The sequence below is a fragment of the Burkholderia sp. APQ4-4ca genome (assembly GCF_057837105.1).
This window is the reverse complement of record NZ_JBYQCG010000114.1, coordinates 1-12,502: the sequence shown is the minus strand read 5'-3', so window position 1 is coordinate 12,502 and position 12,502 is coordinate 1. Positions and strand designations below refer to the sequence as shown.

Below are 12,502 nucleotides of genomic sequence, written 5' to 3'. Positions count from 1 at the left end.
CGAACGTCGCGGCAGGGTCAGTACAGGCTCGGCTCGCCCGGCGGGCGCGTCTTGAAGCGCTTGTGCACCCAGTAATACTGCTCGGGCATCAGCGGAATCTGCTCCTCGAGGAATGCGTTCATCCGCCGCGCGTCGAGATCGTCGTCGCCGGTCGGGTAGTGATCCCACGGCTTGAATACCTTCAGACGGTAGCCCTTGTAGTTCGGCAGCACCTCGCCGATGAACGGCACGACCTGCGCGCGGCCCGTCTTCGCGAGCCGGCCGACGGCCGTCAGCGTGCAGGCCGGCACGCCGAAGAACGGGACGAACGTCGAGTTGCGCAGCCCGTAGTCCATGTCCGCGCCGAGCATCACCGGCTTGCGGTCGCGCAGCCAGCGCAGCACGACGCGCGCGCTGTCCGCGCGGCCGACCATCTCGGCGTCGAAGCGCCCGCGCGCCTTCTTCGCCTCTTCCTCGAGCACCGCGTTCGAGAACGGCTGGTAAAGCGATCCGCAGCGACGCTGCAACGACCGGTTCAGCCAGATCGAACCGGCCTCGATGCCGACGAAGTGCAGGCCGAGGAACAGCGTCGGCGGCAGGTCGGGATCGGTGAGATCGACCGCGCTGTCGACCTGGATCAGCTTCGCGAGCTTCTTCTCCGAGCCGAACCACTGGACGCTGCGCTCGACGTAGCTGCGGATCGCATGACGGAAATGCTGGCCGGCCACTTCCTCGCGCCGCTCGTCGCTCCAGTCGGGGAAGCAGAGTTTCAGATTCGTATGTACGATGCGTTTTCGCCGGCTGGGGATCTGATACAGCAGCCAGCCGAGGCCATCGCCGAACCGTGCGGTCAGACCGTACGGCAGCACGGCGAGCAGCTTCAGCAAGCCGATGGCGAGGTGCGTGCCGAGGCGGCCTAGCATGCGGAATCTCCGTAAGGCCGGCTGGCCGGCACGTTGCGAACAGGGTGGTAAGACAGCGGAAGATGCAGCACGGGCGGCGCTCTGTGACAATTCAGGAAAGCCGCTATAATACGGGCTTCGCCGAGTTAACTGACAACTTGCGGGGCGAAGCCGGCTGGCGCGACACACGCTGCCCGGTCCTGGTAATCCGCTAAAGCGTCGCCGCTTCAGGCCCAACGAAGCTGGCTACGTGAAATCCACCGTAACCACACAGGAGCCTGAAAAAGTGGCAAACGATTATCTCTTCACGTCCGAATCCGTCTCCGAAGGCCATCCGGACAAGGTCGCGGACCAGATCTCGGACGCGATTCTCGACGCCATCCTCGAGCAGGACAAATACTCCCGCGTTGCGGCCGAAACGCTGTGCAACACGGGTCTCGTCGTGTTGGCCGGTGAAATCACCACGACGGCCAACATCGACTACATCCAGATCGCGCGCGATACGATCAAGCGCATCGGCTACGACAACACCGACTACGGCATCGACTACAAGGGGTGCGCGGTGCTCGTCGCGTACGACAAGCAGTCGCCGGACATCGCGCAGGGCGTCGATCGCGCACACGACGACAACCTCGATCAAGGCGCGGGCGACCAGGGCCTGATGTTCGGCTATGCGTGCGACGAAACGCCGGAGCTGATGCCGCTGCCGATCTACCTGTCGCACCGCCTCGTCGAGCGTCAGGCCAGCCTGCGCCGCGACGGTCGCCTGCAATGGCTGCGTCCGGACGCGAAGTCGCAGGTCACCGTCCGCTACGTCGACGGCAAGCCCGATTCGATCGACACCGTCGTGCTGTCGACGCAGCATGCTCCGGACATCGAGCTGCCCGCGCTGCGCGAAGCGGTGATCGAGGAAATCATCAAGCCGACGCTGCCGGCCGACCTGATCAAGGGCGACATCAAGTTCCTCGTGAACCCGACCGGCCGGTTCGTGATCGGCGGCCCGCAGGGCGATTGCGGCCTGACCGGCCGCAAGATCATCGTCGATACCTACGGCGGTGCCGCACCGCACGGCGGCGGCGCGTTCTCGGGCAAGGATCCGTCGAAGGTCGACCGTTCGGCTGCGTATGCCGGCCGTTACGTCGCGAAGAACATCGTCGCGGCCGGCCTCGCGTCGCGCGCGCTGATCCAGGTGTCGTACGCGATCGGCGTGGCCGAGCCGACCTCGGTGATGGTCAACACGTTCGGCACGGGCCGCGTGTCGGATGCGGTGATCACGAAGCTCGTGCGCGAGCATTTCGACCTGCGTCCGAAGGGCATCATCAAGATGCTCGACCTGCTGCGCCCGATCTACGAGAAGACGGCAGCTTACGGCCACTTCGGCCGCGAAGAGCCGGAATTCTCGTGGGAAGCGACCGACAAGGCGCTTGCACTGGCCGAAGCGGCCGGCGTGGAGACGACGGCACGCGTCGCGTAAGCGTCGTTCGCCCGAAATGAAAAACCCCGGCCAAGCCGGGGTTTTTTTATGCGCTTCGGTCGCCGGCGTAACGGCGGCGATCGAAGCGGGCCGTGCCCGCCGGGTACCCGCTCAACGCGCGCCGAACCCGAACCAGCCGTTGCTGGCCGCGAGGCGGCGCGGGCGGTTGATACGGCGCTGCGGGCCGAGCTTGCGGCGCAGCGCGAGCGCGCGCAGCGACGACGGCTTTTGCAGCAGCGAGCGCAGGCCGGCGCGGCGAGTGAACGCCTGCGCGCTCATCATCGAGAAAAACGCGTGGAACCACGCACGGATGCCGTCCAGCCGGCTGTGCGTGTGCGTACGTTCGGCCAGCGCCTGCGTGCGTGCGCGGTGGTGGCGCAGCGAGCGGGCGGGAGCGGACGGCACGACACGCTTCGCAGCGCGGTTGAAACGGGAAGTCAGACGGAATGGCATGTGAACGATGCTTCGCTTGTATGGGTGGCGCCCTGCAGAGCGCACTGGTATGAACGGCCTCGGATGACGCAACGAATCTTACCGAACCCCGTTGCGTGCCGCGCCCGCCAGAATTGACAGGCCGCGTCAGGCTACAGGGGATTCGTGACGGGCAAAAGTCGCGACAAACCCTTGTGCCGCAAGGCGTGTGCCGCACACCGCCTGACGCTGAGGCAGGTGCCGCGTCGCACAGTTCCCTTGCGCTGGATCAAATCCGCGATTGGCATGCCCCTGCGCACGACAATGGCGCTGTTCGCGGTATCCGGCGCCGATTTACAATCGTCACATTCACACGATAAACGTCTGGCATCCCATGTCGTCTCCATTGCAGTCGGAATCGATCCGCGCGCAAGTCGCGGAATTGCGCGAGCGCGGCTTCGTCGTCGCGCGCGGCCTCGTCGGCGAAGCGCAGTGCGCGGCGCTCAGGCAGATCGCGGCGCGCCAGTTGCGGGAGGCCGCCGAGCCGATCGAGTTCGAGGCCGACTTGCGTTATCCGGGCGCGCCCGAGTCGAAGCACGCGCCGGGCGGGCATACGGTGCGACGGCTGCTCGATGCGTACTCGCGCGATCCGGCGTTCGCCGAGCGCGCGATCGCGCCCGAAATCGGCGCATGGATGCGCGAGTATTTCGGTGAAGAGCCGGTGCTGTCGCGCGCGCATCACAACTGCATGATGACGAAGCACCCGGCGTACGGCAGCCTGACCGGCTGGCATCGCGATTTCCGCTACTGGGCGTTCGAGCGCCCGGACATGGTGTCGGTGTGGCTCGCGCTCGGGCCGGAGACCAACGAGAACGGCGCGCTGTGGCTCGTGCCGGGTTCGCATACGGCCGAATTCGGGCCGGAAGCGTTCGACGACGCGAAATTCTTCCGCAGCGATCTGCCGGAAAACCGCAAGATGATCGACGCGGCCACGTGCCCGTCGCTGCAGACGGGCGACGTCGTGTTCTTCCACAGCAACACGCTGCATTCGGCCGGGCAGAACCGTTCCGATCAGGTGAAGTTCTCGCTCGTATATACGTATCACGGCGCGAGCAACCGGCCGGTGCCCGGCACGCGCTCGGCGTCGAAGCCGGAAGTGCAGTTCTAGGCCGATCGGCGGCCGGCGAAGCCGCCGCGATCGCGCGATGCGGCGCGTCGCGGGCGAATGAAACGACGGGCGGCCTGGCCGCCCGTTTCGTTTAACGCGGCTCGTGCGCGTGATGTCGGCACGACGATCCGGCCACCGTAGGCCGGATCGTCGACCGCGCCGCTCTCGATGCAATCGCGAGCGGTGCGTGCGGCGCGATCAGCGTTTGCCGCCCGGCATCGCGAGGCCGATCAGGCCGACGAACGACGCAACGGCGCCGCCGACGATCAGCAGGATCGTCTTCGTCGCGGGCGAGCCGGTGAAGAAGCGCGACACGTTGTCGTTGATCGAATGGAACGACTGGCCGCCGAAATACAGCAGCACGACGCCGCCGACGAGCAGTGCAACCGAGATGACCCGGGACATACCAACCTCGCTGAAACGGTGATTCGAGACGCCGCAGTGTAGGCGAGTGCCGCGGTCGCGTCCATCGCCGTGCCGCCGTGCGCGATCCGGCCGGTTTCGCTACCATAGTCGTCGTATGACTCCTTCGCCGCCGTCGCGCCATCGGTGCGGCCGGCGCGCGTCCCTTCCCCCGATGTCCTGACGGAACAGACTCATGGCCTACGAAGCAGCTTCCGAACGTTATGCCGGCATGCAATACCGCACGTGCGGCAAATCCGGGCTCAAACTGCCCGCCCTGTCGCTCGGCCTGTGGCACAACTTCGGCGATTCGACGCCGATCACGACGCAGCGCGAGATCCTGCGCACCGCGTTCGACCTCGGCATCAACCACTTCGACCTCGCGAACAACTACGGGCCGCCGTACGGCAGCGCCGAAATCAACTTCGGCCGGCTGCTGAAGGAGGATTTCCGGCCGTATCGCGACGAGTTGCTGATCTCGACGAAGGCCGGCTGGGACATGTGGCCGGGGCCGTACGGCAGCGGCGGCGGATCGCGCAAGTACGTGCTCGCGAGCCTCGACCAGAGCCTGCAGCGGATGGGGCTCGACTACGTCGACATCTTCTACTCGCACCGTTTCGACGCGCATACGCCGCTTGAGGAAACGGCGGGCGCGCTCGCATCGGCCGTGCAGCAGGGCAAGGCGCTCTACATCGGCATTTCGTCGTACTCGGCCGCGAAGACGCGCGAGATGGCCGCGCTGCTCGCGCAATACAAGGTGCCGCTGCTGATTCACCAGCCGTCGTACAACATGCTGAACCGCTGGATCGAAGAGGATCTGCTCGGCACGCTCGACGACGTCGGCGCGGGAAGCATCGCGTTCACGCCGCTCGCTCAGGGCCTGCTCACGTCGAAGTACCTGAACGGCGTGCCGGCCGACGCGCGCGTGAACAAGCCGGGCGGCGGCTCGCTGAAGCAGGACCACCTGAGCGCGGACAACCTCGAGCATGTGCGCAAGCTCAACGCGATCGCCGAGCGGCGCGGGCAGAGCCTCGCGCAGATGGCGCTGGCGTGGGTGTTGCGTAATGGCCGCGTGACGTCCGCGCTGATCGGCGCGAGCCGGGCGGAGCAGGTGCGCGAGAACGTCGGTGCGTTGAGCAACCTCGAATTCTCCGCGGAAGAACTCGCGGAGATCGATCGTTACGCGACGGAAGGCGGCATCAATCTGTGGGAAAAGCCGTCCACGGATCAGGCGATCTGACCGGAAGTCGATACGGCATGCGAAACATCGCGTGCCGTGTCGGCCATGCGCATGCGGTACGTCGCCTCGCTGCGGTGCAGCGAGGTGCGGCACGCGCGAGTGGGCGCTAGATCAGTGCAGGCAGGCCTTCAACGAGCAACACCGCGACGCCGACGCCGAGAATGACGCCGAGTACGCGCAGCAGGTTGTGACGGAATTGCGTGGCGCACGGCACCGCGCCGAGAAATAGCGCTCCGGCCAGCGCCATCGGAATCAACAGGATGAAGTCGCCGATCGTGAAATAGGTCGTCATGCGTGTCTCCAGTGTCGACCGAAGTGGGCGCTTCAGCGCTTGCCTGGGCGTCATCCTTTCGGGATATCGGCCGAAGTCGGCACGCATGCGCTCACCCCGGCCCCATGCCGGGTGTTTCTAGTTGGGCCGGCCCGTCGTACGCGGGCCGGTCAATTCGAGTATAGGCAACCGGCGGCGTTTTTCGCTATCCGAACCATTAAAAATCAGCGGAAAGCCCCGGGAATCCCGCGTTTTTCGGGCAAACAAGACGAACGCCTTGCACGCATCTTTCCCGTTGCTTTCGGTTTTCGCGGAATCGTCGTATGTGTCCGATGCGGGCCGCCGCACCCGCGGGCGCGGCGGCCCGCCCCCGCACCCGCGGTCGGGTTGCGGACGGGCGGCCGGCGCGCGGAACACGAGCGCAAGCCCGGCGATGATCGCGCCCATGCCGGCGAGCGCGAGCGGCTCGGGCCGGTTGCCGAGCCACACGGCGTCCATCAGCGTGGTGACGACGGGCACGAGATAGAACAGGCTCGTCACGTTGACGAGATCGCCGCGCTGCATCAACCGGTAGAACAGCAGTTGCGCAATCACCGAAATCACGATGCCGAGCCACAGCAGCGGCACGACGAACGCCCAGCTCAGGTCGAACGACACCGGCCGGAACGGCACGATCGCGACGCACAGCGCGAGGCCGATCGCATTCTGCAGCGGCAGCACGTCGGCGGGCGCCGCGCGTACGCGCTTTTGCAGCAGCGAGCCGACGGTGAGCGCGACGAGCGCCGTGAGCGCGCACGCGATGCCGGCAGCCGACAGGCCGCCCGTCCCGCCGCTCACGCCGCGACCCACGACGAGCGCGAGGCCGGCGAGCGACAGCGCGAGCCCCGCGATGCGCACCGGTTGCCAGCGACGCTCGACGATCGCGAGCGTGAGGATCGGCTGCACGCCGAGGATCGTCGCGAGCACGCCGGGCGCGATGCCGCGTTCGAGCGCGAGCAGATAGAAGATCGAATAGCCGCCCATCATCAGCAAGCCGGTCAGCGCGGCCATGCGCCGCTCGCCGCGCGGCGGCAGCCAGCGTTTGCGCACGAAGGCCAGCGCGAGCAGCACGAACGACGCGAGCGCGAAACGGGCAGTGAGAAAGACGAACGCGGATGCGTGACGCAGACCGAGTTCAGCGAAGATCGCGCCGCTGCTCCACAGCAGCACGAAGAGCGACGTCGCGCCATGCGCGGCGAGCGCGCGTTTGAACGAAACCATGTGAATCCACCTGTCGAACGGATCGAAACGTTCCATCCGCGCGCGCGGCGACACGCCGCGCGTCATGACGCACGTACCTGCGGCCAACGGGGCGAATGGAAGACGAAAACGAAAAGCCGGCGAGTCAGCCGGCGCGTGCCGCCGGCGGGGGCGGCGCAGCGCGGCCGAGCGGCGGTGCGACAGGAGGAGGAAGGACCGACGGATGCGCGCCCGCCCGCGGCCGCGAGTCGAACTGCGGCCGGGATTTTGCGAGGGCGGACGTGAGCGGATGCATCGTGTCGGAATGCGATTGAACGCGAATGAACGCCAAAGGTACCGCAAGGCAGCCGTCGCGCGCAACTGCTGTCGGCGGCTGCGCATCGCGGGCGATCGTGTCGTGTCGACGCAGGCCGACGGCGGTCCGCCGGCCGCCGCGCATGCAAGCATTCGACGAACGGAAGAAAGCGATCGCCATGCGACGTGCGCGATGCGATGTCGGCGGGGCGACGGGCATCCTCCGATGATCCCGCACGGGCGAGGCGAAGCGGTACGTGTATTGCGTCGATCGCGCGCGCGGCGAGGCCCGACGGTTTCGGCGGGCAGTCACATTCGACAGGGTATGATGGGGGTAACCGGGCGGGCAAGTGCGTGTCCGGCGCAGTGGTTGATTGGAGACATTCGACGAATTCGCGGCACTTCGCCTGCTTCTTCTTCTTTTCGCGCTTCGATAAACCGTGAACAATGGGATCACGCGCAACGCTCCGCCGAGGGCGGCGCGGATCGCGCATTTGCCGGCTCGCCAGCGGGCCGGGTTTCAAGATTCAAGAGTGGGGAACCATCATGCATATCGGGTCGATTGTCTGCACTACCCATATCGCGGTGCCGAAGGGCGCACGCGGCATCGTCCAGCGCCTCCTGGGCGACATGGCCATGGTGACCTGGTACGCGGGCGTGCCGGGTGAGTCGAAAGAACTCAACACCGAACCCTTCTTTCTCGAGGACCTGATCGACACCGGCGAATCCGTTCTGCCGGCCGGCGCGGCGCTTCACTAAGGCTCGTCTTTCGGTCCGGCTGGCGGCACAATGCGGGGCATGACAGACGCCACTTCCGCTCCCGCTTCTCCCGCCAGCCCGCCGTTCGCCGGCCTCACGCCCGAATGCGTGCTCGACGCGCTCGACAGCGTGCTGATGCCGGCCGGCCTGCGCACCGACGGGCGCCTGCTCGCCCTCAACAGCTACGAAAACCGCGTCTACCAGGTCGGTATCGAAGACGGCCCGCCGGTCGTCGCGAAGTTCTATCGTCCGGCGCGCTGGTCCGACGACGCGATTCTCGAGGAGCATGCGTTCGTCGCCGAGCTCGCCGCGCGCGAGATCCCGGCGGTGCCCGCGCGAGCCTTCGACGGCCGCACGCTGCACGCGTTCGACGGCTTCCGTTTCTCGATCTTCGAGCGGCGCGGCGGCCGCGCACCCGATCTCGACCGCAGCGACACGCTCGAATGGCTCGGCCGCTTCATCGGCCGCATTCATGCGGTGGGCGCGACGCAGTCCTATGTCGCGCGCCCGGTGCTCGACATCGGCACGTTCGGCTACGAGCCGCGCGACTACCTGCTCGCGCACGATTTCATTCCGGATGACGTCAGACCGGCATATGAGACCGCGGTCGCGCTCGCGCTCGAAGGTGTCGAGGCCGCGTTCGAGCGTGCGGGTGAGATTCGCCTGCTGCGCACGCACGGCGACTGTCATCCGAGCAACGTGCTGTGGACCGATGCCGGCCCGCATTTCGTCGACTTCGACGACAGCCGGATGGCGCCGGCCGTGCAGGATCTGTGGCTCTTGCTGCCCGGCGATCGCGAAGGCGCGTCGCGCGCGCTCGCGGACCTGCTCGCGGGCTACGAGGATTTCTGCGAATTCGAGCCGCGCGAGCTGCATCTGGTCGAAGCGCTGCGCACGCTCCGGCTGATCCATTACGCGGCGTGGCTCGCGCGGCGCTGGGACGATCCGGCGTTTCCGGCCGCCTTCCCGTGGTTCAACACGCATCGTTACTGGGAAGCGCGCGTGCTCGAATTGCGCGAGCAGATCGGCGCAATGCAGGAAGGGCCGCTCTGGCCCGTGTGACGTGTAACGGCTGCGCGCGCGGCATCCATGCCGCGCGGCAGGTTGGCCAGGGCCGCGACGCGCGGCTCCTGCGGCTCAGAACTTCAGCATCAGCTTGATCAGTGCGGCGAAGCGCTTGCCGTACGGCGGCGCGAGCAGGTTGCGCGCGTTCATCCGCGCCTGCGTGAGCACCGGCTTCATCTTCGAGAACGTCACGAAGCCGTCGTAGCCGTGATACGCGCCCATGCCGCTCGCGCCGACGCCGCCGAACGGCAAGCTGCCGCACGCGATGTGCATCAGCGTTTCGTTGATCGATACGCCGCCCGAGACCGTTTCGCGCATCACGCGGTCGATCGTGCCGCCATCCTCGTCGAACAGGTACAGCGCGAGCGGACGCGGGCGCGCATTGACGTACGCGATCGCTTCGTCGAGCCGCTCGTACGGCACGAGCGGCAGCAGCGGCCCGAAGATTTCCTCCTGCATCAGTTGCGACGCGGCCGGCACCTGCGTGAGCGCGCACGGCACGAAGCGGCGCGACGCGGGATCGGATTGCGCATCGGACAGCGGATGCAACTGCGCACCGGCGGCCTGCGCATCGCTCGCGAGTTGCTGCAGGCGCGCGTAGTGACGCGGCGACACGATCGTCGTGTAGTCGCCGTTGGTCGACAGGTCCGGATACAGCTTCGCGAAGCGGGCGCGCGCGCGTTCGATGAACGCGCCTTCCATCCCGCGCGGCAGCAGCACGTAGTCGGGCGCGATGCAGGTCTGGCCGGCGTTCAGCGTCTTGCCGGCGACGATCGCGTCGACGGCCGCGTCGAAGCGCGCATTCGGTCCGACGATCGCCGGCGACTTGCCGCCGAGCTCCAGCGTGACGGGCGTCAGGTTGTCGGCGGCCGCGCGCATCACGTGGCGGCCGACCTGCGTCGAACCGGTGAACAGCAGATGGTCGAACGGCAGCGCGGTGAATGCGGCGCCGACTTCCGCGTCGCCGTTCACGACCGCGACGTGGTCGCGCGTGAAGGTCTTGCCGATGAGCTGCTCGAACAGCGCCGACGTGCGCGGCGTCAGTTCGGACATCTTGACGATCGCGCGGTTGCCGGCGGCGAGCGCGCAGATCAGCGGGCCCGCCGCGAGCAGCACCGGGTAGTTCCACGGCACGACGATGCCGACCACGCCGAGCGGTTGCGGAATCACCTTCGCGCGCGCCGGGCGCAGCCACTTGTTCATCGGCTTGCGCATCGGCTTCATCCAGCGCTTGCCGTGCTTCAGCGCATCGTCGATCTCTTCCTTCGCCATCCAGATTTCCGACAGCAGCACTTCCTGCTTCGCGCGATGGCCGAAATCGGCGCTGATCGCGTCGGCGAGCGCATCGGCGTGGTCGATCAGCATCGTGCGCAGCGCGCGCAGGTGCTGCGCGCGCGTGTCCCATGCCGGGTACGGTGCGCGCAGGTACGCCGCGCGCTGGTCGTGCAGCAGCGACGTCAGCGCATCGACCGACGGCAGTGCTTGCGGGGCCAGTTCGGGCAGGTCGTTCTTCATGTCGTCTCCTCCAGTTGGGCCTGGCTGATCGGCCGGCCGTCACGCCGCACGCGCACGCTCGGCGAGCGCGGCAACGCGGATCGGGTAATGCGTGTCGCGCGGCGCGGGCCGGATGCGACGGATGCTCGAAAAAGCGGTTTCTGCATGCGGCAGGCGTCGTATCCACGCGACGGTTTCCGCGTCCGAACGTCGTGCCGCACGGCATGCGCGCACGCGCCGAGACGGTGACGCGCGGGCACGCGATGCCGTCTTGCGATCGTCTGCCGGTGCATCGCGGCGGCGCAGCGCGAGCTGGCCGCGACGGCGTGGCGCCGCGCATCGTGCGGCGGCGGCGACACACCGTCCAAACGGTCGGCGACGACGCGTGCCGTTCGATTTCGACCGACTGCGCGCATGACGCCGCGCATCGTCGCGCGGGCCGCCGTTTGAAATGAAATGCGGACCGTGCGCGCGACTTCCGGATCACCCGGCCGGCACGCCGCCTGCGGGATCTGGCGCTGCATCGTCGTTCCTCCCGTTTCGCGACGAATCGGCTTCTCGTGGCCGGTACATCGCGCGATGCGCATCGATACATCTTAAATTTAGTTCACGCGGGCGTTTAGAGGAATCGCTCTTGAATCGGCGCGCCGCGCACGGGACGGCCCTTCCTACAATGCCCGAACACAAGAGGAGACACGCTCGCGCGGCGGTGCCGGGCGCCTTCCATGACACGACGGAGACGTGACATGCAATACGACTACATCATCGTCGGCGGCGGCTCGGGCGGTTCGAGCCTCGCCGGCCGTCTCGCCGATGCCTGCCCCGATGCGACGATCGCGCTGATCGAGGCCGGCCCCCATACGGAGCGCAACCTGCTCGTCAACATGCCGGTCGGCATCGCCGCGTTGGTGCCGTTCAAGCTCGGCACCAACTACGGTTACGAGACGGTGCCGCAGCCGGGCCTCGGCGGGCGGCGCGGTTACCAGCCGCGCGGGCGCGGGATGGGCGGCTCGAGCGCGATCAACGCGATGATCTACACGCGCGGCCACCCGGGCGACTACGACGAGTGGGCGCAGCTCGGCGCGACGGGCTGGAGCTGGCAGGACGTGCTGCCGTATTTCCGCCGCGCGGAAGGCAACGAACGCGGCGCCGACGCCTGGCACGGCGCGGACGGCCCGCTGTCGGTGTCGGATCTGCGCTTTCGCAATCCGTTCTCCGAACGATTCATCCAGGCCGCGCACGCGGCCGGCTATCCGCTGAACGACGATTTCAACGGCGCGACGCAGGAAGGCGTCGGCTTCTATCAGGTCACGCATCGCGACGGTTCTCGCTGCAGCGTGGCGCGCGCGTACATCTACGGCCGCAACCGGCCGAACCTGCACGTGGTCCCCGATGCGACGGTGCTGCGCGTCGGCTTCGACGGCAAGCGCGCGGTCGGCGTCGTCGTGTCGCGCAACGGGCGCGTCGAGACGCTCGGCGCGCGCGCGGAAGTGATCCTGTCGGCCGGCGCGTTCAATTCGCCGCAATTGCTGATGTGTTCGGGGATCGGCCCGGCCGATCAGTTGCGCCGGCACGGGATCGCGGTCGTGCAGGATGCGCCGGACGTCGGCGCGAACCTGATCGACCACATCGACTTCATCATCAACACGCGCGTGAATTCGTCGGAACTGGTCGGCGTGTGCCTGCGCGGGATCGCGAAGATGACGCCGGCGCTCGTGCGCTATTTCTCGCGCCGCACGGGGATGATGACGAGCAACGTCGCGGAGGCCGGCGGCTTCATCAAGAGCGATCCGTCGCTCGCGCG

At 67.3% G+C, this 12,502-nt stretch carries 11 protein-coding genes and 1 pseudogene; 6 read left to right on the top strand and 6 right to left on the bottom strand.

The window, feature by feature from the left end:
• Positions 1 to 17 precede the first annotated feature (17 nt).
• The gene (lpxL, locus tag AC3IFE_RS14665) at positions 18 to 902 is read right to left on the bottom strand and encodes a lauroyl acyltransferase LpxL (RefSeq protein WP_089468718.1); all 885 of its coding nucleotides are present in this window, start codon (positions 900 to 902) and stop codon (positions 18 to 20) included.
• 265 nt (positions 903 to 1,167) lie between these two features.
• On the opposite strand from lpxL, the gene metK reads away from it, so the two are divergent.
• A complete protein-coding gene (metK, locus tag AC3IFE_RS14660) occupies positions 1,168 to 2,355 on the top strand; it encodes a methionine adenosyltransferase (RefSeq protein ID WP_089468717.1) in 1,188 nt (395 codons plus the stop codon).
• Between the two features lie 111 nt (positions 2,356 to 2,466).
• On the opposite strand, the gene AC3IFE_RS14655 is transcribed toward metK, so the two are convergent.
• Complete coding sequence (locus AC3IFE_RS14655; protein ID WP_301739821.1) at positions 2,467 to 2,808, bottom strand: hypothetical protein; 342 nt, start codon at positions 2,806 to 2,808, stop codon at positions 2,467 to 2,469.
• 352 nt (positions 2,809 to 3,160) lie between these two features.
• Between AC3IFE_RS14655 and AC3IFE_RS14650 the strand changes: the two genes are divergently transcribed.
• Positions 3,161 to 3,934 carry a phytanoyl-CoA dioxygenase family protein gene (locus AC3IFE_RS14650; protein WP_089468715.1) on the top strand — a complete coding sequence of 258 codons (774 nt, stop codon included), beginning with the start codon at positions 3,161 to 3,163 and terminating at the stop codon, positions 3,932 to 3,934.
• A gap of 198 nt (positions 3,935 to 4,132) precedes the next feature.
• Here the strand turns inward: AC3IFE_RS14650 and AC3IFE_RS14645 are convergent, their stop codons facing one another.
• Positions 4,133 to 4,339 (bottom strand): DUF3185 family protein, encoded by a 207-nt coding sequence (locus tag AC3IFE_RS14645; protein WP_006477510.1) that lies wholly within the window; start codon positions 4,337 to 4,339, stop codon positions 4,133 to 4,135.
• Positions 4,340 to 4,532: 193 nt separating this feature from the next.
• Between AC3IFE_RS14645 and mgrA the strand changes: the two genes are divergently transcribed.
• A complete protein-coding gene (mgrA, locus tag AC3IFE_RS14640; RefSeq protein ID WP_089468714.1) occupies positions 4,533 to 5,576 on the top strand; it encodes an L-glyceraldehyde 3-phosphate reductase in 1,044 nt (347 codons plus the stop codon).
• Positions 5,577 to 5,682: 106 nt separating this feature from the next.
• On the opposite strand, the gene AC3IFE_RS14635 is transcribed toward mgrA, so the two are convergent.
• Positions 5,683 to 5,868, bottom strand: a complete 186-nt coding sequence (locus AC3IFE_RS14635; RefSeq protein WP_006482800.1) for a hypothetical protein — start codon at positions 5,866 to 5,868, stop codon at positions 5,683 to 5,685.
• A gap of 357 nt (positions 5,869 to 6,225) precedes the next feature.
• Positions 6,226 to 7,107 (bottom strand): annotated as a pseudogene (locus tag AC3IFE_RS14630) (DMT family transporter); the annotation flags it as partial.
• Positions 7,108 to 7,926: 819 nt separating this feature from the next.
• Here AC3IFE_RS14630 and AC3IFE_RS14625 point away from each other — a divergent pair.
• Together AC3IFE_RS14625 and AC3IFE_RS14620 are read left to right on the top strand one after the other, a co-directional pair.
• A complete protein-coding gene (locus AC3IFE_RS14625) occupies positions 7,927 to 8,139 on the top strand; it encodes a hypothetical protein (protein WP_089468712.1) in 213 nt (70 codons plus the stop codon).
• Positions 8,140 to 8,178: 39 nt separating this feature from the next.
• Positions 8,179 to 9,201: a serine/threonine protein kinase gene (locus AC3IFE_RS14620; protein ID WP_489190927.1), complete on the top strand. Its 1,023-nt coding sequence runs from the start codon at positions 8,179 to 8,181 to the stop codon at positions 9,199 to 9,201.
• Positions 9,202 to 9,276: 75 nt separating this feature from the next.
• On the opposite strand, the gene AC3IFE_RS14615 is transcribed toward AC3IFE_RS14620, so the two are convergent.
• Positions 9,277 to 10,719 (bottom strand): coniferyl aldehyde dehydrogenase, encoded by a 1,443-nt coding sequence (locus AC3IFE_RS14615; RefSeq protein WP_489190926.1) that lies wholly within the window; start codon positions 10,717 to 10,719, stop codon positions 9,277 to 9,279.
• Between the two features lie 725 nt (positions 10,720 to 11,444).
• On the opposite strand from AC3IFE_RS14615, the gene AC3IFE_RS14610 reads away from it, so the two are divergent.
• On the top strand, positions 11,445 to 12,502 hold a 1,058-nt coding region (locus AC3IFE_RS14610), incomplete at its 3' end, for a GMC family oxidoreductase (RefSeq protein WP_489190925.1).

What these genes read in the sequence shown, in the direction of transcription:
- lpxL (WP_089468718.1), bottom strand. Translation starts at nt 902, where the DNA reads ATGCTAGGCCGCCTCGGCACGCACCTCGCCATCGGCTTGCTGAAGCTG.
- mgrA (WP_089468714.1), top strand. Translation starts at nt 4,533, where the DNA reads ATGGCCTACGAAGCAGCTTCCGAACGTTATGCCGGCATGCAATACCGC.
- AC3IFE_RS14635 (WP_006482800.1), bottom strand. Translation starts at nt 5,868, where the DNA reads ATGACGACCTATTTCACGATCGGCGACTTCATCCTGTTGATTCCGATG.
- AC3IFE_RS14645 (WP_006477510.1), bottom strand. Translation starts at nt 4,339, where the DNA reads ATGTCCCGGGTCATCTCGGTTGCACTGCTCGTCGGCGGCGTCGTGCTG.
- AC3IFE_RS14625 (WP_089468712.1), top strand. Translation starts at nt 7,927, where the DNA reads ATGCATATCGGGTCGATTGTCTGCACTACCCATATCGCGGTGCCGAAG.
- AC3IFE_RS14655 (WP_301739821.1), bottom strand. Translation starts at nt 2,808, where the DNA reads ATGCCATTCCGTCTGACTTCCCGTTTCAACCGCGCTGCGAAGCGTGTC.
- AC3IFE_RS14620 (WP_489190927.1), top strand. Translation starts at nt 8,179, where the DNA reads ATGACAGACGCCACTTCCGCTCCCGCTTCTCCCGCCAGCCCGCCGTTC.
- AC3IFE_RS14615 (WP_489190926.1), bottom strand. Translation starts at nt 10,719, where the DNA reads ATGAAGAACGACCTGCCCGAACTGGCCCCGCAAGCACTGCCGTCGGTC.
- AC3IFE_RS14650 (WP_089468715.1), top strand. Translation starts at nt 3,161, where the DNA reads ATGTCGTCTCCATTGCAGTCGGAATCGATCCGCGCGCAAGTCGCGGAA.